The sequence below is a fragment of the Pseudomonas sp. FG-3G genome, assembly GCF_901007645.1.
Classification (GTDB): domain Bacteria; phylum Pseudomonadota; class Gammaproteobacteria; order Pseudomonadales; family Pseudomonadaceae; genus Aquipseudomonas; species Aquipseudomonas rhizophila.
The window spans coordinates 677,041-700,312 of sequence record NZ_CAAKGZ010000021.1; the positions used below are offsets into that span (position 1 = coordinate 677,041).

A 23,272-nucleotide genomic window follows, 5' to 3' on the forward strand; every position below is an offset into this window, starting at 1 on the left:
TGTTGAGCGAACTGCCGTCATCGCGAGCAAGCTCGCTCCCACAGTGTCTTGGGGTGGCCTCAGTATTGTGCATACCGCGAACTCCCATAGGTTGGGTGTTCATCAGCGAGTGCCTCCTTCAACCGGAACCGCCTTGATCACCGCCCTGGGCGTTTGCAGCCCGGCGGGGGTGGCCTGCGGAATGGCCTTGGCCGAGGCCGGCAGTTGCGGGGCTTGCATGTCCGGCAGCGCCCAGCTGCGTTCCGGTTGCAGCAGGCCCTGGGCGCGGCGCATGAAGTCGTAGCGGTTGAGGGTGATGCCGCGCCCCGCCGCCGTGTCGCGGATGATGTAGGGGCGCAGGAACACCATCAGGTTGGTCTTGGTGATCTGCCGCCGCTCGTTGCGAAACAGCGCACCAATACCGGGGATGGTCGACAGCCACGGCACCGCGTCGTTGCTCTGGCTGTAGCCGTCCTGCAACAACCCGCCAAGGACCATGATCTGCCCGTCGTCCAGCAGGATGCTGGTGTCGATGGCACGCTTGTTGGTGACAATCCCGCTGGCGCTCGAAGCGCGGTTGTCGACGCTGCTGACCTCTTGATAGATGTCGAGCTTGACCGTCCCGCCTTCGGAAATCTGCGGGCGGACGTTGAGCTTCAGACCCACCTCTTCACGGGTCACGGTCTGGAACGGGTTGTTGCTGGTGCCACCGCCGCCGGTGACGTAACTGCCGCTGACAAACGGAATGGTCTGGCCGACGAAAATGCTCGCCGCTTCGTTGTCCAGGGTCAGCAGGTTCGGCGTCGACAACACGTTGGTGCCGCCCTTGCTCTTCAACGCCCGGGCCAGGACCTTGAGGTCGAGGATCTTGCCGATGCCGGGAATGTCCACCGTGCCGTTGACCAGGCCCAGGTTCAAGCCCTGGGGCAACACGTCGATGCTGGTCTTGCCGTTGAGGTTGAGCCCGGTGCCGCCGAGGTTGACGCCGCCGATCACGCCGCTGCCGCCCAGGTTGCCGGTCTGCCATTGCACGCCGAACTCGCTGGCATCGTCCTCGCCGACCTCGACGATCAGGCTTTCGATCACCACCTGGGCGCGGCGCTGGTCCAGCAAGTCGATGACCTCCCGCAGGTTGCGGTACAGCGGGTCCGGCGCGGAAATCAACAGGGTATTGGTGGTGGCGTCGGCCTGGATGGTCACGCCGCCGGCACTGAAGGCGGTGCTCTGATCGTCCTGCGGCGAAGCCGAGCTTTGTCCGCTACTGCCTTGGGCATAACCATTGCCAGAGGTCGAAGCGCTACCGCCCGTGGTCCCGCTGGTGCTGGCGCCATCGCCGCTGCTCTGGCCGTTGGTGCTGGCGCCCATGCTGCTGAGCACCGAACGCGAGTTATCACTGCCCTCACCTTCGCTTTCCCCGGTGAGCAAGCCGCGCAGGGATTGGGCCAGTTTGCCGGCCTGGGCATTGCGCAGGTACACCACGTGCAGGTTGCTCGGGTTGTTCTGGGCGTTGTCGAGCTTGTAGATCAGGTTACGCGCCAGCTCGGTGCGCTCGGGGCTGCCGGCGCGGATGATGATGGCGTTGGAGCGCGGGTCGCCGATCACGTTGATCTTCTGGGTCTGGTCGCTGCCCTGGGTTTCCAGCAACTCGGAGACCATCTGCGCGATGTCCACGGCGATGCCGTTGTGTATCGGCACCACATCGGTGTCGATGGCACTGGGGGTATCGATGCCTTCGATGAGCTGCGCCACCCGCGACAGGTTCTCGGCGTAATCGGTGATGACGATGGTGTTGTTGCCGGGGTAGGCATTGATCGGGTTGTTCGGCGACACGATCGGGCGTAACACCGGGATCAGGTTCACCGCGTTTTCGTATTGCAGGCGAAAGGTGCGGGTCAACATGCCGTTGCCGGCCGGTCTGTCGGCGCTGTAGATCGGCCCGCCCAGCAGCTTGGCGTCGGCCTCTGGCACCACCTGGGCCACGCCGCCGACATCCACCACGCTAAAGCCCTGCATGCGCAGCGCGGCCAGCAGCATGTCATAGGCCTGGTGCGCCGGCACCTGACCTTCGGACACCAGCGTCAGGTTGCCCTTGACCCGCGGGTCCACCAGAAACTGTTGGCCGGTGGAACGGGACAAGGCCCGCACCACCGCCTGAATGTCGGCCTCGACAAAGTTCAGGGTCACCGGTTGGTCACCCAGCGGGCTGCGTGCCAGCGTACTGCTGCGGGGCTCGCGGGCGCGGGCGGTGAGATCGACCGGGTGTCGCACTGGCGGTTTCTGTTCACGCAAGGTCTGGGCCCGCTGACGGTCCAGCAGCGCATCGCCGCTGCGCTGAGTACTGCCCAGCGGAATGCCCAGTTCACTGTCCACCAGCAACGGTGGCTGCGACGCTGGCGGTGTGCTGTTGCAGGCGCTCAATGCCAGCAACAGAAACGGCACGCTCTTGCGCCAATGACGCGGGTATCGGGACCCCTTCATGAAGCTTCCTTAGCGCCTTGCGCCTGATCCATGCGAACGGTTCCGGACAGGGTGCCGGCGGTGTTTTCAGTGTTTTCGATGTTGTCGGCGTTGTCGGCGTTGTCGGTATTGGCCGGGGCCGTGCGCCGCAAACGGGCTTCAAGCACTTGCAGGGAAAGTTGCCGTGGACTGCTCAACAGCCAGCCCATCACCTCATCGGCCGGCGCGTCGTTGAAAGTGAGTTGCCAAGCCGCGTCCACGGCCTGCAACTGGTAGTGCTCGCTCAAGCCGCCGGCATCCAGGGCCTGGCGCAGAGCCGCTTCCAGAGGCTGGCCTGGCGCCGGGCCGCCGACGTCCCGCAACAACACTTCGAGGGCCTGGTTCTGCGCGCGCAACTTCGGCGTTTCGACCTGCCAATACGCAAGGGTTTGGAGCGGTGGCTGGATCAACAGCAACCAGACCAGCAGCCCGCCGAGTACCAGCGCCGCCAGCGACACGGCGCGCTGCTCGCGCACCGCCAGGCCCTGCCAGGACGTCCGGCCACGCGCGCGCAGGGTTTGCCACTGCGCCCATAGCCGTGCCGGGAATTGCTTATTCATCGTCGGCTTCCGGGGGGTGTTCGGAGGTGTCCTGCGCGCCCTGTCCGGGCAAAGCAGCACGCAAGGTCCAGCCCTGGTCATTGGCCGCAACGTCGATGCCGGCCTCGGTCAGGGGGATTTTCCAGTCGTCTGCGGCGGATGCTTTTTGTGCCTCGGCCACGAGCGTCAGGCGTAACTCACCGTTTTCAAACACCAGTTCCTGCACGTTGCCGCTCATGAACGGCATGGCGCTGCCCGCCTGTTGCACCAGGCTGGCGAAGCGTTGCGCCGGGTCCGCCGCTGTGCCGCTTTGGCGCGCGGCGATTTGCTGTCGGGCTTGTTGCAAGGGGTTGAGAATCACCGGCAGTTCGGGAAACGCCTGCTTTACCCGCTGGCTCATCTGCGCCTTGAGTCGTTGGCCCTGGGTGGCCTCACGGGTGGCGTAGAGATTGAGGCCGACCACCCACACCGCCAGCGCCACCGCGCAAAGCGTCGCCGCCCTGCCCCAACCGCCACGCTCGGCCGGGCCATGCGTCAGGCCAGCATGCAAGCCCCAGCCCGGCGCGGCACCAGTCCAGCGCTGGGGGGCGGGCAAGGTTTTGATCGAAACCTGCGGCGGCGAATCGCCCACCCACTGCAGCCCGGCCCCTGCCTCCAATAACCATTCATCCAACGCCTCTTCCAGCAGCGGCTGCACCACCGCGTGCTGCACGCTGTAACGCACCAGCAGGTGGCCGTCGTCGACGCAGGCCACCGGCCCGGACAACACTGGCAGGGCGTAGGCCGCCGGGTACAGCCCGTGCAGGTGCAGGCCGGCCTGGTGCAGCATCCGGCCCAGGGCATCGAGTGACTCTCGGTCGAGCCAGGCAATGTGCACCTGCCCGTCGGCACCGCGCGCGCTGTGAGCCACCTGCATGCGCTCGCTGGCACCGAGCATCAGCGCCTGGGCGGCGCAGTTCACCGCGGCGGTGATTTTCGCTGCCGGCAACTGCGGCAGTTCCAGACGGGTGAGCAAGCTGTCGCGCGGATGGAGAAAACATTCGACCCGCTGCTTCTTTGCACCCTGGCCGAGGTCCCGGAGGTTGCTGTGCCCCTGGTCGCGGACCTGGCCCTGGCGATCGAGCCAGGCGAATGCCACCGGGCTGTCGAGGCTCAAGCTGCCCAGTGGCATCAACGCTATGCGCAAGCGCGTCATACGCCCACCCGTGACCAGATCACCTGAGGCATCCGGTCCTGGCTGCGTTGCAGCAAAGCATCCAGCACGACCCGCCGCTGCCCACTGCGCGCCTGACCCCGCAGGCGGAACCAGTCGCTGGTGATGCCGACCTTGACGGAGGCCATTTCCAGCTCAGGCATGCGCAGGCGATTGACGAAATCCCCACGGTTGATAAACCAGTGGCCACCGTCTCGCTCAGCGATCAGCGCCTGGGCCCGTTGCAGCGACAACCCCGGCACGTAAGCAGCCAGCACCGGGGCGCTGGCGGTGTTGCCGTTAAGCCAGGTATTGGCCGGCAGAATCGTCACATAAGGCGCCAGTGTTTCTAGCACTTGCGGGGTGACACCCTTGATGCTGCGCAAATCCTGCAACGTGCGCAGCATGGGGCGTGTCGGCGCCAACGGCGTACCGGAAGCATCCGGCGAGGTGCTGCGACCGCTGTCGAACGTACTGCTCACCGCGGCCTTGTCCGCCAACTCTGGGTTCAACAGCCGTGGGTACGCGGCAATCACCCGCGCGACGATGCGCGCACGTACCGTCGCGGCGATACCCAGTTGCTCGCACAACCGTTCGAAGGTGCGCACCTGTTCCTGATCCACACGTTCATTGGCGACCAGATTGCGCAGGTTGAATTTGCCTTGCTCATCTTCCAGTCGCCCTTCGAAGGGGATGTCAGCCAGGCTGGAACCGGCCATCACGAAAGGGTTGGCCCAAGCCTGACCGAAGCGCGTGAGCGGATCGCGCTGACGTGCATCCCACAACAATTGGCGGCTCAATTGCAGGCCACCCTGCAACCGCGCCGTGCCCTGGATACGCAACTGCTCGGCCTCCAGGCTGCGGGTAAACAGGGTTTGGCGGGTGAGCATGCCCCCGGCGATGACCGCCACCACGGCGGCGATCAGCAAGGCACTGATGACCGCCATGCCCCGCTGCTTCGCCGCGAAGGGCGAATCCGTTCGCATCACGGCCCTTATAACTGCCAGGAGCCGATGTCGGCATTTACACCATCGCCGTCAGGCTGGCCGTCGGCCCCCAGGGAAAAGATATCGACTTCACCATTGGCGCCCGGGTTGAGGTAGTTGTAGGGACGGCCCCATGGATCGTTGGGCAGGCGCTCCAGGTAGGAACGCCATGTGCTGTTTTTTGCGTCAGCGGGCCGTTCCACCAGCACCTTGAGCCCCTGGTTCATGCTCGGATAGCTGCCGTGGTCCAGGCGATAGAGTTTCAACGCCTGCATCAAACCGCCAATGTCCTGTTTCGCCGCCGTCGCCCGAGCCTGGTCCGGCCGGTCGAGGACCTTGGGCACCACCATCGCCGCCAGAATGCCAAGAATGACCACCACAACCATGATTTCGATCAGGGTGAAACCCTGCTGCCCGCGAGGGCCTTGGAGACGGGCGTTGTAACGGGCGATCTGCATCTCGACGGTCCTTCGCTGGATTCAATTCGTGGCGCAGTGTTGCAAGAAAATATGTCAGTGATATTGAAAATGCTCAGGAGCTTACGTCGTCAATCGGTCAACAATGGCGGTTAAGCTCGGGGGCTGCCTCCGCCCATAGAGCTCGCGCGATGCCACGTCCCGCCCCACAAGCCGGCTTCACCCTGATCGAAGTGCTGGTCGCCCTGGCGATCATCGCCGTGGCCATGTCGGCGGCGGTGCGCGTGGTTGCGGTAATGACCCAAAGCAATGGGTTGCTGCGAGACAAGTCCATCGCACTGCTGGCGGCCCGCAGCCAACTGGCGCAACTGCGCTTGGAGGGGCGTTTTGTGCAGGGTTCAAAAGTCATCGAATGCGATCAGGGACGGTTGCTGCTGCGTTGCGAACAAAACCTGCGCCCGGCGGAAAATGGCCGGATGTTGCGGGTTGAACTGACCGTGTCGGATCGCAGCCACGAAGCACCGCCGTTAGCGCGGTTGGAGACGTTGGTCAGCCGGGGAAAATAGCGGCTATACACGGTCCCTTTTGTCGAGGGAGCTTGTTCCCTCGCCGCAAGGGTTCGTCGTGATCTCAAGGACGGGTGAGTGAGGGTAAAGCCACCGAATCCGGCAATCGGGCCAAGGCCAGCCGCGTTTGCTGATTGCCCCGCTCGATCACCACCGCTTGCGCCTCGATCGACACCAGCCGCACCCCATGAGCCACCCGCTCTCCAGCCAGGAAACTACGAGGTGGGCCGTCGTTGAGACTGAGGATCGCCACAGCCCCGCGAGCGCCGGCCAGCACACCGCTGACCTTGATATCCACCGGCGCCGGCTGGCTGGAGAACCATTGCCGTGCAGGATTATCGGAACGCTCGGCCAATCGTTGCGGGGCAACATCCGGCGTGCGGGATTCAGCCGATGTCAGTAGCAGCGAAGACCAGGTCGCCACCCCGGCCAATGCCGCCAACAGACCGAGTGCCTGGAGGAGTTGCGCTGGGGAAACTCGGTCGATGAACACCATGGTCTGGCTCTCCTTTTTTTATCCGGTCTCCAGCGTACGCCTCGATTCTCTCCGTTTTATTTCACATCCTTATCATCTTCACCGTGCAGGATGAATACCGACGCAAAGGAGCGCGAATGAACCTTGGCAAGCAACGCGGTTTCACCCTGATCGAATTGATGGTGGTACTGGTGATCATCGGCATCGCCAGTGCCGCGGTAGGTTTGAGCATCAAACCCGACCCGCTGAAGTTGCTGCGCCAGGATGCCGAGCGGCTGGCGCAACTGCTACAGCTCGCCCAAACCGAAGCCCGCGTCGATGGCCGGCCGATTAGCTGGCGCTGGGATGCCAAGGGGTTCGGTTTCAGCCGTCGGCAGGATCAAGGGCCAGGGCTGGATCGCTTCAAGGAGGATCCACAATTGCACCCACGCCGGTGGCAGAGCCCGTCCATGGAGGTTCATGTGGAGCCCAGGCAGCGGGTCGTGTTGAGCGCCGAGTGGATCGGCGCCCCGCTGAACATTCGTTTGTCGGACGGCCAGAGCAGCATAAACGTCCAGCGCAGCGCCGCTGGCAGGGTGCAGATTCAATGAACGGCCGGGAGACGGGCTTCACCCTGCTTGAAGTCATGGTGGCGATTCTGCTGATGGCGGTGGTCAGCCTGATTGCCTGGCGCGGACTGGACAGCGTCACCCGGGCCGACAGCCATTTGCAGGCCAGCACCGAACAGACCGAAGCCTTGCTGCGAGTGTTGAATCAGCTGGAACGCGACGTAGCATTACGCGCCAGCATCGAGTTGAGCGAACCGTTAAACCCTGGAGTCGATGACCAGCCCTGGACCGCGCCACCCGCCCTCACCGTACGCAGCACCGAAGGTCGGGGTTTTCGCCTGGATGTGATCCGGGTGGCCGCCGCTCAAGAAGGCACGCTGCAAAGGGTGCGCTGGTGGCTCGAGGGTGACACGCTTTACCGAGCCCAAGGCCAGGCCCGCAGCCGCTACCCATTGCCGGCACCCGGCGCGGGCGTGACGGTGCTCAGCGAAGTCAGCAACGCCGGACTGCGTTACTGGGACAGGGAAAAAGGTTGGCGCAAGCTCAGCGGCAATCGCCAGGAAAACCCGCTGGGCATCGAAATCAGCCTGACACGGCAGACGCCACAAGGAATGGAAAAGTATCGACAGGTGTTGGGGCCGCTGGAGTGAGAGCAAACCCAGTGTGGCCGCGAGCCTGCTCGCGATGAGGCTCATCCGGATAGCGCTGAATCAGCTCAGCACCACCACCCCGCCCGGCAATTCGGTGCATTTGGCGCCATAGGCATCGCGGATCAACAGCGCCACGCCAGCCAGTTGATCAAGACGGAACCGCGCCTGGACCTTGCGCTGGCCCAATTCGCGATTGAGTAACAGCAACATGCCAGGACGGTAGCGGTTGATTTCGTCGATGACGCTGGCCAGGGTCGCGTCGTTGAACACCAGCACCTGCTCGCGCCAGGCAGTGGCCGCCGACACATCTGCGTTCTTTGGAGTGCCCACCCGGCCGCTGTCGTAGGTCAGTTGCATGCCCGACTCCAGGTGAAAACTCTGGCCGCGCACCTGGACCTGCACCAGACCTTCCAGACAGGTCGCGCAGACACTCTGGTCGATGTAGCGGATATTGAACCGAGCCCGAGCGGCGCTGATCCAGCCAGCGCCGGCCTGGACGCTGACCGTCGAAGCACTGCTTCCCAGCACTTCAACTTCGCCACCGAGCAACTCCAATCCTTCCCCTCCATCGGCCAACTGACGGCGGCTTAAGCGGGTTTGGGTATTCAGCTCAAGACTGACACCCTTGGCCAGTTCCACCCGGCGCTGTTCGCCAACCTCGGTGACGTAGTCGGCAGCGAGTCCGGAAACCCCACCGGGCACCGTGGCGCGGATCAACAGAAAACCTGCCGACGCCGCGATCGCGCCGCCGAGCAACGCCCGTCGTCCGAAATGTCGCGGCGCCTGCAACGCCTCGGCAGCCGGTTGCAGCCCGTGCCACAGCGCCTTGGCTTGCTCGAACGCCTGAGCGTGTTCGGGGCTTTGCCCGCACCATTGGCGCAGGGCCCGGGCATCGGCCACGGTGGCGCGGCCCGAGGTCAGCAGGACCAACCAGTCTTGGGCCTCGCTGGCCAGTCGGGCCTGAGGCGTGGCATCAGGGGAAGCAATGCTGAAGATGTTCAAGCGCACACATACTCACGAATTGGTCTGGTCTCTACTCTCAAGACTGTTTTCCCGCGCCGGGACCGAACCGCTGAATCACTTTTCTTTCCAGGCGCAGGGCGCAATGCCCCAGCGCGGCCTTGATTTCCTTCTCTACCATGCGCGTGGAGATGCCGAAACGTTGGGATATTTCCAGGTGCGGCGCTTCCTCCAGACGCGCGGCAATGAAAATCCTGCGACGCCGCGCCGGTAGTTCATACAGGGCCTTGAGCAGGGTCTGCAATTCCTTCTGCCCCCCCACCACCCGGGCCGGATCCAGCGCTTCATCGGAAATCTGCAGCAAGTCCTCGATTTCGCTGCCGGTGAGCAGGCGAGCATCGGCCTGCCGACGGTCGGCGGCAATGTTCAGCGCCATGCGATAGAGATAGGCACTGGGCTGGGCGATGTCCGGCGTCTCGACCATGCGATCGACCCGCAAGTAGGTTTCATGCAGCACATCGTTGGCCAGTTCCTCGGAGCCCAGGCGCTTGCGCAGGCGCACCTTGAAATCCTCATAAGAGGTGAGGAACAACTTGACCAACGGGCTGCGACCAGAGTGTTTCATCGCCCCAAAACCCCTTCCCCTGCTGTGCACTCCATGCTTGTTCCTGATGAGTCGGGTAATAAAAGCAGGGTTACCGGTTGGCGCAATGAACTGGGCGCCGGGCGGTCGATCCTGAGGTTTTGCAAACTGTTGACCAAGGCCTTGTCACGCATCGGATCGCCCGTGGAACTGACCAGGCGGCTATGCTGAACCACGCCGTCCCGGCCGATCCACACTTGCAGCACCGCCCGAAAACTTCCCGGGCGGGTGAGTGGTGAACGGCACAAGTTGCGCTGGATGACCGTTTGGATCGCCGCCGCATAGTTGCTGTCGCTCAAGCCCGGGGCCGCACCGGAAGGCAGCGGTACCTCGCGGACCCGCACCGGTTGCAACGTGAACGCATCCGCTCGGGCGTAATGCGCCGCGAGCCCGGTGCCGCGAAGCAACACATTGAGCCCTTGAGAAGCGGTGAACAGTCCCTGGACGCCCAGCGTATGGCGCTGGCTGGATAGTTGCTGATCCACCAGCACCGCCATACCCGTCGCCCGACTGAATTGCTCCAGCGCCGTGGTCAGTTCCTGCGGGGCGATGTCCAGCTCCACCAGGCTGTTCGCCTGGATCGGCGCGGCCAGCAACCACAACAACGCCATCAGCCCCCCCAAGGGTGACCTGGCCAATCCACGCCTGCGTCCGCCCCCGGCTCTGCCTTGCTGCACGACTGACGTATCCGTTGAAAACCGTCATCCTGAGGGCTGTTTATGAATGTCGTATGACAACTGATACAAATCCCTCGGACCCCACTAAACTCGTGCTCTGACAGCGAACCGCCTTCTGGGCGGGCCAGGAGGTCGACAATGAAACAGTGGATGAAAATGATGGCGGGCCTCGGCCTGCTCATGGCCCAGCCTTGGGCCCATGGCGAAGAGGTACCGGCGTGTATCGAGGTGACCGTGGGTGGCTACAGGACTGCGGACTACAACTGCCTGAGCCGGCAAATGGGCAATGATCCGCAGGCCGCGGCGGCCGCGCAACGCACGCAAGAGGCCTTGAATGTGCCCGTGAATAAACGCGCGCCGAACAGCATCGGCCTGGCGACCCCAGCGGCCACCAGCGTGCGCATGGGTAATACGTTTGGCACCTCGGTCAAGCCCCAGAGACCGCCGGTCCCGGCCAGCCCCTCGCCGCTGCCCAGATAACCCCTGTTTGTGGCCAGGGAACTTGCTCCCTGGCCGCAGGAGTGCGTTGCAACGTTAAAAGTGCAGCCCCTACGCACCTCAAAACAGGCTTTGCACCTGCTCCAGGACTGCGCGGTTCATCTGGCCGGTGTGGGTATGCAGGCTCACATAGCTTTGCAGCATGTCCAGCTTGGTGTTGAGCAGGTCCCGACGGGCCTGGAATAACCGTTGTTGCGCATCAAGGATGTCCACCGTTGAGCGCACACCGCCCTGGAAGCCTTTTTCCGTCGAAGCCAGTGCCCGCTGGTTGGACTCCACTGCGCGCTGCATCGCCTTGCTTTTGGCGAAGCCGGCCACCACGCCCAGGTAATCGGTTTCGATCGTCTCGGCCAACTGCTGGCGTTGCACGTCATAGTCCGACTGCGCACCGGCCAGTTGCGCCTGGGCCTTGGCCACCGACGCTCGCACCGCCCCACCGCGATACAACGGAATATCCAACTGCAGCCCCACGTAATAGGTGTCCTGGCGCGGGTCAAGTTCCTGGTACTGGCGGGTTTCCCGGCGAGTCAACTGAGTGGTCAGTGCCAAGGTCGGATAATGCCCGGCGCGCTGGCTGTCGGCCTGGGCCTCGGCCACTTTCACCGCCGCCAGCCGGGCCGCCAGCTCGGGGCTGGCCTCGCGGGCAATCGCCGTCCAGTACGGCAGATCCTGCTCGGGTGGGATCGGGCTGCCGGCGGCAAGCTCCTCGCGCATCGGCGCAATGTCATCGATGGGCACATTGGCACGACCGGACAACGCCCGCAGCGCGGCCACGCGACGAGCCTCGGCTTCGGCCTCCTGGGCCTCGACCAGATCAAGCCGCGCCTGGGCTTCATCGATATCGGTGATCGCGCCCTGGCCACCCTCGAAGAGTTTTTTGCTCTGGATGACCAACCCGTGGATGGCGGCTTTTTGCTGGGCGATCAACTTGATCTCGTTTTCCGCCCGGGCGACATCGAAGTAGCCCTTGGCAACCCGGTCGAACAGCGTCTGGCCGGCGACGTCGAAAAGCTGGCTGCCCAGTTGCCCTCGTGCCTTGCCTTCCTGATACGCCGCCCAGCGCGCCTTGTCGTAGAGCGCTTGCTGCGCCGCCAGGGTGACGTTGTTGGCCTGGTAATCGTTGCTGTTGACGTAGCCGCTGTCGTCACCGCCATCGGTCCGCCCACCGCGGCCATAACGCGAAGTCAGCGACACTTGCGGATAGAGGCCGCCACGGCCAATCGCTTCTTCCTGCCGCGAGGCATCATAAGCATGGGTGGCTGACTGCAAAGTTGGGTCGTTGAGGCGGGAGGCATCGTACGCCGCGGTCAGGCTCAGGCCACCGCCGGCGGCCCAGGCGACATTGAGCATCGCCCAACTGGAGCACAGGCTCAGCAGCACGCGAGCGCTGTAACGGCATCGGTCGATCATGCTCATTCCTCTTTGAAGGCTGCCAGCAAGCGTTCGCGCAACGGTTTCATCAGGTAATTCATGAAGGTGCGCTCCCCCGTGACCACCGTCACATCGGCCAGCATGCCCGGACGCACCCACAACCCGGCGGCCTGCAACGAGGCGACCGTGTCGGCGGGAATCTCGACCTTGGCGGAGAAGTACGGCAAGTGCGTCTGTTCATCGATCAACTGGTCGGCCGACACCGTACTTACGGTGCCGGTTACCGTCGGCGTATCCACCCGTTGCAGCGCGGTGAAATGCACATGCACCGGCAACCCCGGACGCAACTTGTTGGCCATCAACGGCTCGAAACGCGCGGTAATCGCCATTGGCGCATCCAGCGGTACCACCTGCATCAGGGTTTGTCCGGCCTGGGCCACGCCGCCAACGGTATGCAGGCTCACGTCCATGACCTGCCCGGCCACTGGCGCACGGATAGCGCCGTTGTCGACTTCAAATTGCAAGGCACGCATCTGATCGGCATAACCGGCCGCCTCGGCGGAGACCTCGCTGAGCTGGGTTTCAGCATCGCGACGAAACTCCTGCTGCACTTGCAACGCCTTGAGCCTGCTTTCGTTGATGGCCTGGCGGGTCCGCCCGACATCACCCACGCCGGAGGCAATCTGGCCGGCCAGTTGAGCGGCGTTGCGCTCGGCCTCGAAGAGTTTGTTGCGCGGAACATAACCCTCACGGGCCAGCTCGCGCAGGCCTTCGAGCTCCTGTTGCTGAAAGCGCATCTGCGCGTCGTAGTTACGCTTGACGCCTTCATAGCCCTGCAATTGCTGCTGCAGCGCCGCGACCTCGTGTTCGATGATCTGCAAACGGCTGCCCAGCTCCGCGCGGCGGGTCAGAAACAACTGGTTTTGCAAGGCCATGGCGGCCTTGACCCGCGGCTCGTCGGCGCGCGCCAGCAGTTCAGCCGGCCATTGGATCTCGGCGCTGCCCAGGCGCTCGGCAATCAACCGCGCTTCAATGCTGCGATCATTGAGCAACTTGCCCAGGGTCACGTCCAGTTGCGACTGCGCCTGCACGGTATTGAGCTGCACCAGCAACTGCCCCTGGCTGACTCGATCGCCATCGCTGACCAGCAGTTGGTCCACTACCCCGCCGACCAACGACTGCACTGCCTTGCGCTCGCCCGCCACCACCACGGTGCCACTGCCCACGACACCCTGGTCGAGGGGTGCCAGGAAGGCCCAGAGCAAAAAGCCTCCCAGCGTCAGGACCAGGAAGCCCACACCATACCGCGCAGCACCTCTGGCATCAGTACTGGCGCTGGGCAGGGTATTGGCGTCGAGCACGCTCAGTTGCTGCTCGCTGTGCGCCGATGCAGCCGGGGTCAGATCACGCATCTTCGCCAGCCTCCCTCACCGCAGCGGGCCTGGGCCCCGGCATCAATGCCTTGAGCACCCGGTCCCGTGGGCCGAAGGCTTGTTGGGCGCCGTCCTTGAGTACCAGGATGTGATCGACCACCGCCAGCACATTGGGTCGATGGGTGATCAGCACCACGGTACTGCCGGCGGCCTTGAGCGCATTGATCGCTTGTACCAGCGCCAGCTCACCTGCTTCATCGAGGTTGGAGTTGGGCTCGTCGAGCACAATCAGCGACGGGCGCCCGTAAAGTGCCCGGGCCAGGCCCAGGCGTTGCTTCTGCCCGCCAGACAAACCCAGCCCACCGGGGCCCAGTGGTGTGTCATAACCTTTGGGGAATCTGAGGATCATCTCGTGAATGCCGGCGTGACGAGCGGCAGCAATGATTTTGTCGGCATCCTGCTCGCCGAAGCGGGCGATGTTGTCGGCAACGCTGCCATCGAACAGCTCGATGTCCTGGGGCAAGTAACCCAGGTACGGGCCCAGGGCATCATGGGACCACTGGCTGATCTCGGCGTCATCCAGGCGCACCGAACCGCCCATGGCCGGCCATACCCCGACCAGCGCCCTGGCCAGCGTCGACTTGCCACTGGCGCTGGGACCGACTACGGCAAGCACTTCGCCCTTGGCCAGACTGAAATTGATCCCGCGCACAATCGGTTGCGAGGCGCCGGGCGGGCCGACATACAGTTGCTCCAGGCGCACCGCGCCGGTGGGCGGCGGCAAGGGCATGCGCAGGCGCTCGCGGGGGTGCTGGGTAAGCAGCTGGCTCAGACGCTGATAGCTCTGACGCCCGGCGTTGAACTGTTTCCAGGAGCCGATGGCAATTTCCACCGGTGCCAAGGCGCGGCCCAGCAGCAGCGACATGGCGATCATCATGCCTGCCGACATCTGCCCCTCGAGCACCAGCAACGCCCCCAGGCCCAGGGCCAGCGACTGTCCCGATATGCGCACGAAACGGGTTGCAGAAGTGATACGGGCACCACGGTCACTGGCGTGGGCCTGCGCGGCAATGATGCGTTGTTGCAGCAGGCTCCAGCGCTGGCGCAACGGCCCGAGCATGCCCAGCGCCTGAATGACCTCGGCATTGTGGAGCGTGCTGTTGACATAGACAGACGACTGCACCCCCAGGCGATTGGCTTCCCCCAACCGGGCGCGAGTCGCCAGCTCACCCCACAACGCCAGGCCGATCAGCACCAGGGCGAGCACCAGGGTCAGCACCCCGAACCAAGGGTGAAAAATAAACGCCACCAGCAGGAAGATCGGCAACCACGGCGCGTCCAGCAAAGCGATCAGACCCTGGCCGGTGATCAACTGGCGCAACGTCGCCAAATCAGTGAGCACCTGGGCCGGGTTGGCGTTGTGCTCGCGCAGGCTGCGGGCGAAGGCGGCGTCGAAAATTCGCTCACCCAAGGCGTCGTCCAGCCCCGCACTCATGCGAATCATCACCTCGCCGCGAACCCACTCGATCAGGGCGCTGAACAGAAACAGCGCCAGGGCGATCAAGGTCAGCATGAACAGGGTGGTTTCGTTGCGGCTGGTCAGGACCCGGTCGTACACCTGCATCATGTACAGCGATGGCACCAGCACCAACAGATTGATCACGCCGCTGAACAGCGCCAGCGACCAGAACACCCGGCGGTAACTTAATAAGGCAGCATCAATGTCATGACGCGGATCGAGTAGAAAGCGCATAGAGAATCAACCCGAAAAGGAATAGTCGGTCCCGGCGCAATCCATCGCGAGTTATTTGCCCGAAGGCGTCAAAAAAAAGTGCGTCATGTCGCTGACGTGCAGCTATCTGGGTCGATCCTCGCCGCTACAGACGCCAAGTACTGACAACGTAACCACGGGTTAGTGCCAGCGTGGGGGCCGGTGTTTTCACCTCAATACGGGCAAGATGGGGCATTCAAGACAGACGGCGTGTGATCTTGAACCGGCACCGAAGGGGGGGATGCGCTGGCGCAGGTCAATGACCTTGCGCGGTACCCAAAGACTCGGCCATCCGAACGAGGTCGGCGAAAGACTTGGCTTGCATTTTTTTCATGGCATGGGCGCGGTGGATTTTCACGGTGATTTCGCTGAGGTTCATCTGCCCGGCAATCTGCTTGTTCATCAGGCCCTTGGCGGCCAGGGCCATCACCTCTTTTTCGCGGGTGGTCAACGTTGCATAGCGACTGTGCAGGTCCGCAAACTGCTGTTCGATCTCGCGCCGCCGAACGTCGGCCTCAAGCGCGGCAGTTACAGCGTCCAGCAGATCCTGTTCGCGAAAGGGTTTGGCCAGGAAATCCACGGCGCCGGCCTTCATGGCCTTGACCGACATTTCGATGTCACCGTGACCGGTAATGAAAATGATGGGGATACTGGCGTTGGAGGCGGCCAACTGGCTCTGGAAATCCAGGCCACTGCTGCCTTGGAGCCGGACATCCAGCACCAGGCAACTGGGGCCCGCTGTCCTGGGTTGACGCAGAAACTCCGTCGTGGAGGCGAACGTCTCGACACGGATGCCGACGGAGCGCAAAAGATTACTTAACGCCTCACGCATGGAGGCATCGTCATCCACCACAAACACAACAGAACCCTGGCTGCCCGGCTCATCTGACGAGGGATTGCCATTCATGCACGATCCTCTTGGGAGGGGACGAAAAAAGTGTAGCACAGCGTTTTTGCTTGCAGAGTTCGCCCCGGCGGGTGCGCTCGGAGAGCAATAAACTATGCAATAAAGTGTGGTTTCAATGCATCAATCAACGCCAATACATCTCGGGGTCGACGCAAGTAAGCACTGACTTGGGCGCTGTAACTTTCTCCACTGATGCACCAACTGCAAAAGTGTTCGCAGTTATTGGAGAACACCCGATAGCGGTTTTCACCGAGTCTTGAACGCGCCCGATCAACGATCTCACGGCTGGAATAGTTGCATTGCTCTTGAAACCGCCAGACCGGCTTGCCCAGAGCGAAGTGTTCCAGATCAGTCACTTCGATAGGACCCGATCTAAACGAGCTGCTGAAACCCGAGTAATGAGCCACCTCTCCGCCGCCCAGATAAATTCCATGGTGGATATAGAATCGGCGCGGACTGATCAAATGCGCACCGACGGGTATGCTGTCTGCGGACCTCTCGATATCGACCAGCTTCAACGGGACATCTACCATGCGCCCAGGCAGATTGCTGCCGTAACGGGCTGCGGAACACAGATGACGTTCAGGCAGCGGCACACTCAAGCGGTAGAAAACGCTCGTCGTTAACAGTGCCATGCCAATCAGTACTAACGAGCGTAGCGAGGACAACTTATCAACGGTGTTGAGCGTTAAATGATTCATGTTGAATACTCCGCAACCCTTGACCGGTACTCTATCGCGGGGCTGGCGGCGCTTCATTTGTACATGCGATTGGTTTAAGTGACCTCTTTATATACGGTCTTTAAACCTAAGTATGAATAACCTGTTAGGCAGGCCGTTGTCAGCCCAATGTTGGCGCTGACAAAGCTGGGTATGGCCTTCATTGCTGAGCGATGGGCAGCGTGAATTGCACAGTGGCGCCCCGAGGCTGGTTTGCGTGCGCCCGCAGGCAACCGCCGTGGGCCTCGATGATCGAACGACAGATTGACAATCCCAACCCCAGACCGGTGGGCTTGGTGGTATAGAACGAAGTGAAAACCAGATCGGTACTCTGCGAGGCGAAACCTGGCCCTGAATCGCTCACACTCACGACCACGTTTCCACCATCGCCCGGCGCCGCGCGGATCAGCAACTGCCGTTCACCTTCGCCGACAGCACTCATCGCCTCCAACGCATTCATGATCAGGTTGAGCAACACCTGCTGCAGCTCGACACGGTCGCCTTCGATAAAAGGCATACCGTCCATCAATTGCGTCTGTATTGAAGCACCGCTCTTGATGATCTGACTGCGGGTAAATTCGATCATCTCGCTGATCGCAGCGTTAATATCCACCAACCCCTTCTGCGGCGGCGCCTTGCGGATATGCCCGCGAATGCGGCCAAGCACATCCGCCGCTCGATTGGCATCGACGATCAGGCGACCAAGGACCTGCCGGACCTCCTCGATCTCCGGTGGTTGGGCGTTCAACCAGCGCAGCGCGGCATCAGCGTTGAGAATGGCCGCAGCGATCGGCTGATTGACTTCGTGGGCGATCGAGGCAACCAACTGCCCCATAGTCGCGACGCGGTTCGCGTGGGCCAGTTCGGTTTGCACCTCGCGATAGCGACGCTCGCTCTCACGGATTTTTTCCTCCGCCAGCTTGCGCTCGGTCAGGTCCAGCACGAAGGCGACCCCTTCCCTGCTGCTGGCTTCGAACGTCACCAGCCCGACGATGACCGGCACGCGGCTGCCATCCTTCCTGAAATATTCCTTCTCATAGGGACTGGCTTGCCCGGTCAGCAGCGCCTGGGCCAACGAGCGCTCGCTGAGTTCGAGAAACTCCGGTACGGTCAGGTCTCTCCAGCGCAGACGGCCCGAGGTGAGGTCCTCTCGCGCATAGCCCACCATGCGCAGGAACGCATCATTGGCCTCAATGATGTCGCCCTCGGCATTCCAGAACAGAATCCCGATGATATTGGCGTCCACCAGGCGCCGGATCTTCGCTTCGCGTTCGGCGACCTCGCGGTAAAGCCGGGCATTTTCCAACGAGATTGCCGCCCGGGAAGCCACCAGTTTCAACACGGCGATCCGGGTCGGGCTGAACACGCGGGCGGCAAGGTTGTTTTCCAGGTAGAGCGCGCCGACGAGCTTGGCCTGATTCATCAAGGGCAGACAGAGAATAGAACGAGCTTGTTGCTGACGGATGTAAGGATCTTCGGCAAACGTCCCGGCAACCAGCGCATCATCAAGAAAAACGGTCTCTTGGGTGCGCAGGACGTGATAAAGGATCGACTCTGGCAACAGCGTCGCGCTCACCGCAACGTCGTGCAATTGTGTGGTGTCGCCGCCGGTGGTGACCTGCGCCGCTACCCGGTACTCACCGCCATCCGGGAGAATCAGCAGCCCACGCTCGGCACCAGCCTGTTCAATCGCCGTGAACATGATCCTGTCGATCAGCTTCTCCAGGACGATTTCTCCCGACACGGCTTGGGAGACCTTGAGAACCGTGGCCAGATCAAGGTGGTCGACGAGAGTCGTCATCGTCGTCGGCCCAAGCGCAGGTTCTTCAGTGCTCAACGACGGGTACTTGCTCTCCAGATGTCGCACCTTGCCCTCGGCCCCCCAGCGCAGGTAACCGTAACGGGCGTCCTGCAGATAGACGCGAGCGATCTTGGCAAAGCCGCGCGCCGCGTAGAAGCGCGACGCCAGTTCATTGGCCAGCGCCTCGATATGCACGAAACCGCTCTGCTGCGCGGCGTCGATGGCCTGCTCGTAGAGTAGCTCGGCGTCGATCACGCGCCCTTCGACCCGGGCAATTTCGGCGCCGACCAGCGCGGCGCGACTCGCGAAGTTCTCCGGGCACTGCTGCGCCCAGGTCTGGAGCTGGCGGTGATCGGCGGCCATCGCGACCAGATACTGCCTCTGCTCATCCATTGGGGCGCTGTCACAGCAGGCGGCCCGCGCCAGGGCGCCATAGAAATGATATTCGGCTTCCTCGAAGAACGCCTGGCAAACCCAGAGCAAACGCTGCGCTTTGGTGGCCGCCTCAAGGGCCGATACAGGATCGTCGGCCAGATAGCGGGCCTGCAGTTTTCGGACCCAGTACAGACACTCAGCCAATACCAGATCCGGGTTGCTGGACAAGTGGGCTTCGGTGTCGATTTCGTTTGACGGGCCGCCATCCAGGCGGCCGAAGCCGCGGGTCAACCCTCGCAGCATCCGGATCAACGCCAGTTGCGTGAGGATGAAATCGGTCACCAGCCCGAAGCGCACCTTCCTGGCATAGGCCAGGCCGCGTTCGGCCTCGTCCTGTACACCGGCCAGCGGCTCACCGGCGAAGAGCAGATCAGCGGTGAGGTTGTTGCCCGCGTAGGCGCCATAGGGCAGATCACCGATCCGGTTCGCCGCCACAAACGAGCGGCGCAACAGGTCTCGGCACTGCTCCACAGGCTTCATCCAGCGCACGGCAAAGCAGGAAAAGCACAAGTACGTGCTGGCCTCGAATCGCGTCAGACCGCGCTTTTCGACGAGTTCGCAGCCCAGCTGACCAAACCGCAAACCCACTTGGTAATCACCGAAACGTCTACCAGCGACCCTGAACAAATTGGCATAGAGCACACAGGACGCATCGCAGTTGCCATGCTCAAGACTCAGGTTGACCGCCTTGCAGATCAACAGGTCCGCCAGGTTCGCTTCGCTCTGCAAGGCTGGCGCGAAGAGCTTGCCCAGCGCGTCGAGGGTCGCCAGGGCGGTCGCGTCTTCCATCAGAGGCAAATCGATAAGCTCCTCAATGGTCCGTTCTCCCAGCAAAGTCCCGATTCGATCATACTCGTGGCGCACGTCATCGTCGCTCGGATGGGCCGACCATACGATCCCCACATGTCGCAGGTAGTCGAGACAGACAGCGACCGCACCGTCACTGCGATCCAGAAGCAGGTAGACGTCCATTAGCAGACAAGCGACGCTGGCGCGTTCGATCACCGTCACAGCACGCTTGGCCAGCGCACTCAGGCGCTCGTCCGCGACACTCAGTTGCCCGGAGAGAAACTCGCACTCGGCCCTGTTGAGTTCCAGGGCGAAGATCAACTCATGGCGAGCCCCCCAGGCATCGTCGCCCAGCATCTGCGCCCCGGCGGTGAGGTAGTTGAGCGCTGAAGCAAAGGCTGTCGACGCCTTGGCCCGTTGACCGGCCATCAGGTTGAACGCCGCCAGTTGCTCTCGCTCGTCCTGGTCAGTGAGCAACGCAGCGCCGCGATTAAGCTGGCCGACGATCTCGAAAATCGCTTCCTCGCGCTCCTGAGCGGACGTTTGCGCCACCAGCAGCCGACCGATACGCAAGTGAGCAGCGGCGCGCAAGTCGGCGGGGATCAGTGTGTAAGCGGCCTCGTGAATACGATCGTGAACAAACCCATAACCACCGTCGCGCCGCTCGACCAGTTCCTGGCGAGTCGCCTCCCAAAAAAGCGCGCGGACCTGAGCCTTGGGCACGCCCAGAGCGGTGGACAGCGCCTTGAACCCGGCGACGCTGCCCAGGCAGGCAAGCTGCTGCAACGCATCTTGCGTTTCGCTCGGCAAGCGAACCAGTTTGCCAACCATCAAGTCCACAATGTTGTCCGTGTAGCCCTTGGCATGAATACGATCGGGGTCCCACCACCACTGCCGAGTTTCATGATCGAAAGTCAGCAGTTGCTCATCGGCCAATGCTTGCAGAAACTGGATCACAAAGAACGGGTTGCCGGCGGTTTTATCCAGAACCAACTGCGCCAAGGGCTCGATGCGTTCAGGTTCGTCATGAAGCGCATCGCCGATCAGTTGCTCGACATGAACTTTGCCCAGCGGCGCCAGCGAGATCTCACCGATCTTGCCACCTGCGCGGCGAATGGCCTCGAGTTTGGCAGTCAACGGATGCGAGGCGTCCACCTCGTTGCTGCGGTATGCCCCTACCAGCATCAAATGCCGCACGTCCGAACTGGTCAACAGATCCGCCAGCAGATCGAGCGTGGCAGCGTCGAGCCATTGCAGATCGTCGAGAAACAGCGCCAGCGGATGCTCCTGGCAGGCAAATACACCAATAAAATGCCGGAACACCAGAAGAAAACGGCGTTGCTCCTGTTGAGGATCAAGCGGCGGCACCGGCGGTGGCTCACCGATGATCAGCTTGAGCTCGGGAATGAGATCGGTCATCAGCCGCGCATTGGCAGCCAGCGCTTGCAGCAAAGCGTCACGCCAGCTCGCCAGTTCCGTGTCGTTCTTGCCCAACAGCGTGCGCACCAGGCTCTGAAAAGCCTGCACCAGCGTTGAATAGGGAACGTCACGCCGATACTGATCGAACTTGCCACTGGCAAAAAGCCCTCGTGGCGGCACCAGCACCTTGTGCAGCTCATTGACCACCGAGGACTTGCCAATACCGGAGTAACCCGTGACCAGCACCAGCTCCGGTGCACTGCTTTCAACGACCCGGGAGAACGCCGCAACCAGGGTAGCGACCTCACGCTCACGCCCGTAGAGCTTTTCCGGAATCAGCAGCCGCTCGGATGCCCCCTGCTCGCCCAGGACGAAGACATTGATCTGGCACAACTGCTGCCAGTCTGCCAGGCACCGTCGCAGATCATGCTCGACACTGGCGGCCGTCTGGTAACGTTCCTCGGCGGTCTTGGCGAGCAGCTTCATGACGATCCGAGAAAGCATTTGGGGAACAGAGGCGACCCGTTCGCGGGGTGACAAGGGCTTTTTGGCGATATGGCAGTGTACCCACTCCATCGGATCGGCTGCCGTGAACGGCAACGAGGCGGTCAACATCTGGTACAGCGTGACGCCGAAAGAATAGAGATCACAGCGCGAATCGATCGAGCGATTCATCCTGCCGGTCTGCTCCGGTGCCATATAGGCGAGCGTACCGGCCAGGGTCTCGGGCGCCTGCCGCTCCCGCGGCAGCCGCGAGGCAAGACCAAAGCCGGTAAGCCGGGCTTGCCCGTCGGTGCAGTTCACCAGGATATGGCTGGGCTTGATGTCCTTATGGACGAGGCCGCACTGGTGGAGCTTGCCCAGCGCCGAGGCGATGCTCACGGCGAGGGGTAAAAAGATTGCCGTGTCCATGGGGACGTTGAGCAACTGCACAAGCGGTTCGCCCCCTGGATCCTCGAGCACCAACTGCATTCGGGTGCCGTCGCGCACCATTTCCAGAGGCCGCACCGACCAGCTACTGTTCAGTTCATCCTTGAGACTAAACTCATGAGCCAGACGGTCAATACAGCCGGGAGGCGGTTGTTCGGCGGCAGGCCGCGCTATCAGGACGTTGCGATCGCCCTCTACGCCCAGTCGTGATTCGCGACAGAAAATTCGCTCGCCATCGTCCCATAATACTTGCATGTGGTTATCCATCGGCACGGATCAATCAGTTGTGTTATAGGCCGCACGCTGCCGTTGGGCTGTCGTCCTGTGTCATATCGCAAGTGCCGATGTCGTCGCGTGGGGCGGCTTCCGTGGCTTGGCTGGAGGACCGTTGATGAGGCTGTACCGGGATCCAGAACGGGTCGTGTTGTCAAAGCCTAGATTAGCGCCTCATCAAAGCCCTTCAAGTGATTTCATTGAGCGACAGCGGATTAATCGGCAATGCGCGCAGACCGGCGGTGGCGAATCTGCACCCGGCGATGGGCGCCAGTCTACGCAGGCAACCAGCCGAGGTCAGTTGTACCCGGGTACAGTGCAAGTATCCCCTGGGTTACGCGCCGCCGACCGTGAGTGAACGAATCAGGCCAACGTCGAGCCTTTAGTCTTAACACGCTATACGTAGGTATACTTTTGCGCCCTTCGAGACCGCGTATCGTGTAATGACGACAGGCGCTGTCACGAGCGACCCACTATGCACGACACCCCAAAACGCAATACCGCGACGATAGCCGTCGTGGATGATGACGAATCCGTTCGGACAGCTCTGGAAGGCTTGTTGCGCTCCAGCGGCTATCAAGTCCAAACCTATCGCAACGCCCTGGCGTTCCTCGACGCCAACACCCTCGCAGAGACGCACTGCCTGATTTCCGATATCCAGATGCCGGGAATGAGCGGTGTGCAGTTGCACGAAAAACTGAACGCGATGGGTTTTCAGATCCCCACCATATTCATTACCGCTTACCCGCACCTGGGTGCCGACACACCGGGACTGGTTGCCTGCCTGCCCAAACCCTGTGAAGCCGGCCGATTGTTAGGCTGCATCGAAACTGCTGTGCTGCAACGGCACTGATCCCAG

Annotated in this window: 20 protein-coding genes; 5 read left to right on the top strand and 15 right to left on the bottom strand. The window is 62.3% G+C overall.

All coding sequences use genetic code 11. The features are described 5' to 3' along the window. Nucleotides 1-102 precede the first annotated feature (102 nt). The 5 genes from gspD to gspG are packed head-to-tail and all read right to left on the bottom strand — an operon-like array spanning nucleotide 103 to nucleotide 5,650. Nucleotides 103-2,457: a type II secretion system secretin GspD gene (gspD, locus tag PSEUDOMOFG3G_RS15310; protein WP_139050491.1), complete on the bottom strand. Its 2,355-nt coding sequence runs from the start codon at nucleotides 2,455-2,457 to the stop codon at nucleotides 103-105. Next, nucleotides 2,454-3,035: a type II secretion system protein GspM gene (gene gspM / locus PSEUDOMOFG3G_RS15315; protein ID WP_139050492.1), complete on the bottom strand. Its 582-nt coding sequence runs from the start codon at nucleotides 3,033-3,035 to the stop codon at nucleotides 2,454-2,456. The genes gspD and gspM overlap by 4 nt, the downstream gene beginning before the upstream one ends. Continuing rightward, on the bottom strand, nucleotides 3,028-4,209 hold the full coding sequence (gene gspL, locus PSEUDOMOFG3G_RS15320) for a type II secretion system protein GspL (RefSeq protein ID WP_139050493.1): 1,182 nt from the start codon (nucleotides 4,207-4,209) through the stop codon (nucleotides 3,028-3,030). The genes gspM and gspL overlap by 8 nt, the downstream gene beginning before the upstream one ends. Beyond that, entirely contained in the window at nucleotides 4,206-5,192 is a 987-nt protein-coding gene (gspK, locus tag PSEUDOMOFG3G_RS15325; protein ID WP_076385240.1) for a type II secretion system minor pseudopilin GspK, read from the bottom strand. The genes gspL and gspK overlap by 4 nt, the downstream gene beginning before the upstream one ends. 8 nt (nucleotides 5,193-5,200) lie before the next feature. Then, nucleotides 5,201-5,650 (bottom strand): type II secretion system major pseudopilin GspG, encoded by a 450-nt coding sequence (gspG, locus tag PSEUDOMOFG3G_RS15330; RefSeq protein WP_076385242.1) that lies wholly within the window; start codon nucleotides 5,648-5,650, stop codon nucleotides 5,201-5,203. A 149-nt stretch (nucleotides 5,651-5,799) separates the two neighbouring features. On the opposite strand from gspG, the gene gspI reads away from it, so the two are divergent. Next, on the top strand, nucleotides 5,800-6,174 hold the full coding sequence (gene gspI / locus PSEUDOMOFG3G_RS15335; RefSeq protein ID WP_139050494.1) for a type II secretion system minor pseudopilin GspI: 375 nt from the start codon (nucleotides 5,800-5,802) through the stop codon (nucleotides 6,172-6,174). 64 nt (nucleotides 6,175-6,238) lie between these two features. On the opposite strand, the gene PSEUDOMOFG3G_RS15340 is transcribed toward gspI, so the two are convergent. Further along, complete coding sequence (locus PSEUDOMOFG3G_RS15340; RefSeq protein WP_076385246.1) at nucleotides 6,239-6,670, bottom strand: type II secretion system protein N; 432 nt, start codon at nucleotides 6,668-6,670, stop codon at nucleotides 6,239-6,241. 116 nt (nucleotides 6,671-6,786) lie between these two features. Here PSEUDOMOFG3G_RS15340 and gspH point away from each other — a divergent pair, with 116 nt between their 5' ends. Both gspH and PSEUDOMOFG3G_RS15350 read left to right on the top strand, forming a co-directional pair. After that, on the top strand, nucleotides 6,787-7,239 hold the full coding sequence (gene gspH / locus PSEUDOMOFG3G_RS15345; RefSeq protein ID WP_139050495.1) for a type II secretion system minor pseudopilin GspH: 453 nt from the start codon (nucleotides 6,787-6,789) through the stop codon (nucleotides 7,237-7,239). Continuing rightward, nucleotides 7,236-7,847, top strand: a complete 612-nt coding sequence (locus tag PSEUDOMOFG3G_RS15350) for a type II secretion system protein GspJ (protein WP_139050496.1) — start codon at nucleotides 7,236-7,238, stop codon at nucleotides 7,845-7,847. The genes gspH and PSEUDOMOFG3G_RS15350 overlap by 4 nt, the downstream gene beginning before the upstream one ends. A 60-nt stretch (nucleotides 7,848-7,907) precedes the next feature. Here PSEUDOMOFG3G_RS15350 and PSEUDOMOFG3G_RS15355 read toward each other — a convergent pair whose 3' ends face one another. Genes PSEUDOMOFG3G_RS15355 through PSEUDOMOFG3G_RS15365 form a run of 3 tightly spaced genes read right to left on the bottom strand, consistent with a single transcriptional unit; the run spans nucleotide 7,908 to nucleotide 10,061 of the window. Continuing rightward, nucleotides 7,908-8,849, bottom strand: coding sequence for a DUF4880 domain-containing protein (locus tag PSEUDOMOFG3G_RS15355; protein ID WP_139050556.1), 942 nt, complete (start codon nucleotides 8,847-8,849; stop codon nucleotides 7,908-7,910). Between the two features lie 37 nt (nucleotides 8,850-8,886). Beyond that, complete coding sequence (locus PSEUDOMOFG3G_RS15360; protein ID WP_047228928.1) at nucleotides 8,887-9,432, bottom strand: sigma-70 family RNA polymerase sigma factor; 546 nt, start codon at nucleotides 9,430-9,432, stop codon at nucleotides 8,887-8,889. Further along, nucleotides 9,429-10,061 (bottom strand): TonB C-terminal domain-containing protein, encoded by a 633-nt coding sequence (locus tag PSEUDOMOFG3G_RS15365; protein ID WP_139050497.1) that lies wholly within the window; start codon nucleotides 10,059-10,061, stop codon nucleotides 9,429-9,431. The genes PSEUDOMOFG3G_RS15360 and PSEUDOMOFG3G_RS15365 overlap by 4 nt, the downstream gene beginning before the upstream one ends. 204 nt (nucleotides 10,062-10,265) lie before the next feature. Here PSEUDOMOFG3G_RS15365 and PSEUDOMOFG3G_RS15370 point away from each other — a divergent pair, with 204 nt between their 5' ends. Further along, on the top strand, nucleotides 10,266-10,607 hold the full coding sequence (locus tag PSEUDOMOFG3G_RS15370; RefSeq protein WP_047228926.1) for a hypothetical protein: 342 nt from the start codon (nucleotides 10,266-10,268) through the stop codon (nucleotides 10,605-10,607). A 78-nt stretch (nucleotides 10,608-10,685) separates the two neighbouring features. Here the strand turns inward: PSEUDOMOFG3G_RS15370 and PSEUDOMOFG3G_RS15375 are convergent, their stop codons facing one another. The 6 genes from PSEUDOMOFG3G_RS15375 to PSEUDOMOFG3G_RS15400 all read right to left on the bottom strand — a co-directional run bounded on the left by PSEUDOMOFG3G_RS15375 (nucleotide 10,686) and on the right by PSEUDOMOFG3G_RS15400 (nucleotide 22,395). After that, nucleotides 10,686-12,035: a TolC family outer membrane protein gene (locus tag PSEUDOMOFG3G_RS15375; protein WP_139050498.1), complete on the bottom strand. Its 1,350-nt coding sequence runs from the start codon at nucleotides 12,033-12,035 to the stop codon at nucleotides 10,686-10,688. A gap of 2 nt (nucleotides 12,036-12,037) precedes the next feature. Beyond that, nucleotides 12,038-13,408 (bottom strand): HlyD family type I secretion periplasmic adaptor subunit, encoded by a 1,371-nt coding sequence (locus tag PSEUDOMOFG3G_RS15380; protein ID WP_139050499.1) that lies wholly within the window; start codon nucleotides 13,406-13,408, stop codon nucleotides 12,038-12,040. After that, entirely contained in the window at nucleotides 13,401-15,122 is a 1,722-nt protein-coding gene (locus PSEUDOMOFG3G_RS15385; RefSeq protein WP_139050500.1) for a type I secretion system permease/ATPase, read from the bottom strand. The genes PSEUDOMOFG3G_RS15380 and PSEUDOMOFG3G_RS15385 overlap by 8 nt, the downstream gene beginning before the upstream one ends. Nucleotides 15,123-15,396: 274 nt before the next feature. Beyond that, a complete protein-coding gene (locus tag PSEUDOMOFG3G_RS15390; RefSeq protein WP_139050501.1) occupies nucleotides 15,397-16,047 on the bottom strand; it encodes a response regulator transcription factor in 651 nt (216 codons plus the stop codon). A 92-nt stretch (nucleotides 16,048-16,139) separates the two neighbouring features. Further along, complete coding sequence (locus PSEUDOMOFG3G_RS15395) at nucleotides 16,140-16,748, bottom strand: lecithin retinol acyltransferase family protein (protein WP_139050502.1); 609 nt, start codon at nucleotides 16,746-16,748, stop codon at nucleotides 16,140-16,142. A 178-nt stretch (nucleotides 16,749-16,926) separates the two neighbouring features. After that, entirely contained in the window at nucleotides 16,927-22,395 is a 5,469-nt protein-coding gene (locus tag PSEUDOMOFG3G_RS15400) for an AAA family ATPase (RefSeq protein WP_139050503.1), read from the bottom strand. A 493-nt stretch (nucleotides 22,396-22,888) separates the two neighbouring features. Here PSEUDOMOFG3G_RS15400 and PSEUDOMOFG3G_RS15405 point away from each other — a divergent pair, with 493 nt between their 5' ends. After that, the gene (locus PSEUDOMOFG3G_RS15405) at nucleotides 22,889-23,266 is read left to right on the top strand and encodes a response regulator transcription factor (RefSeq protein WP_107321664.1); all 378 of its coding nucleotides are present in this window, start codon (nucleotides 22,889-22,891) and stop codon (nucleotides 23,264-23,266) included. Nucleotides 23,267-23,272: the final 6 nt, after the last annotated feature.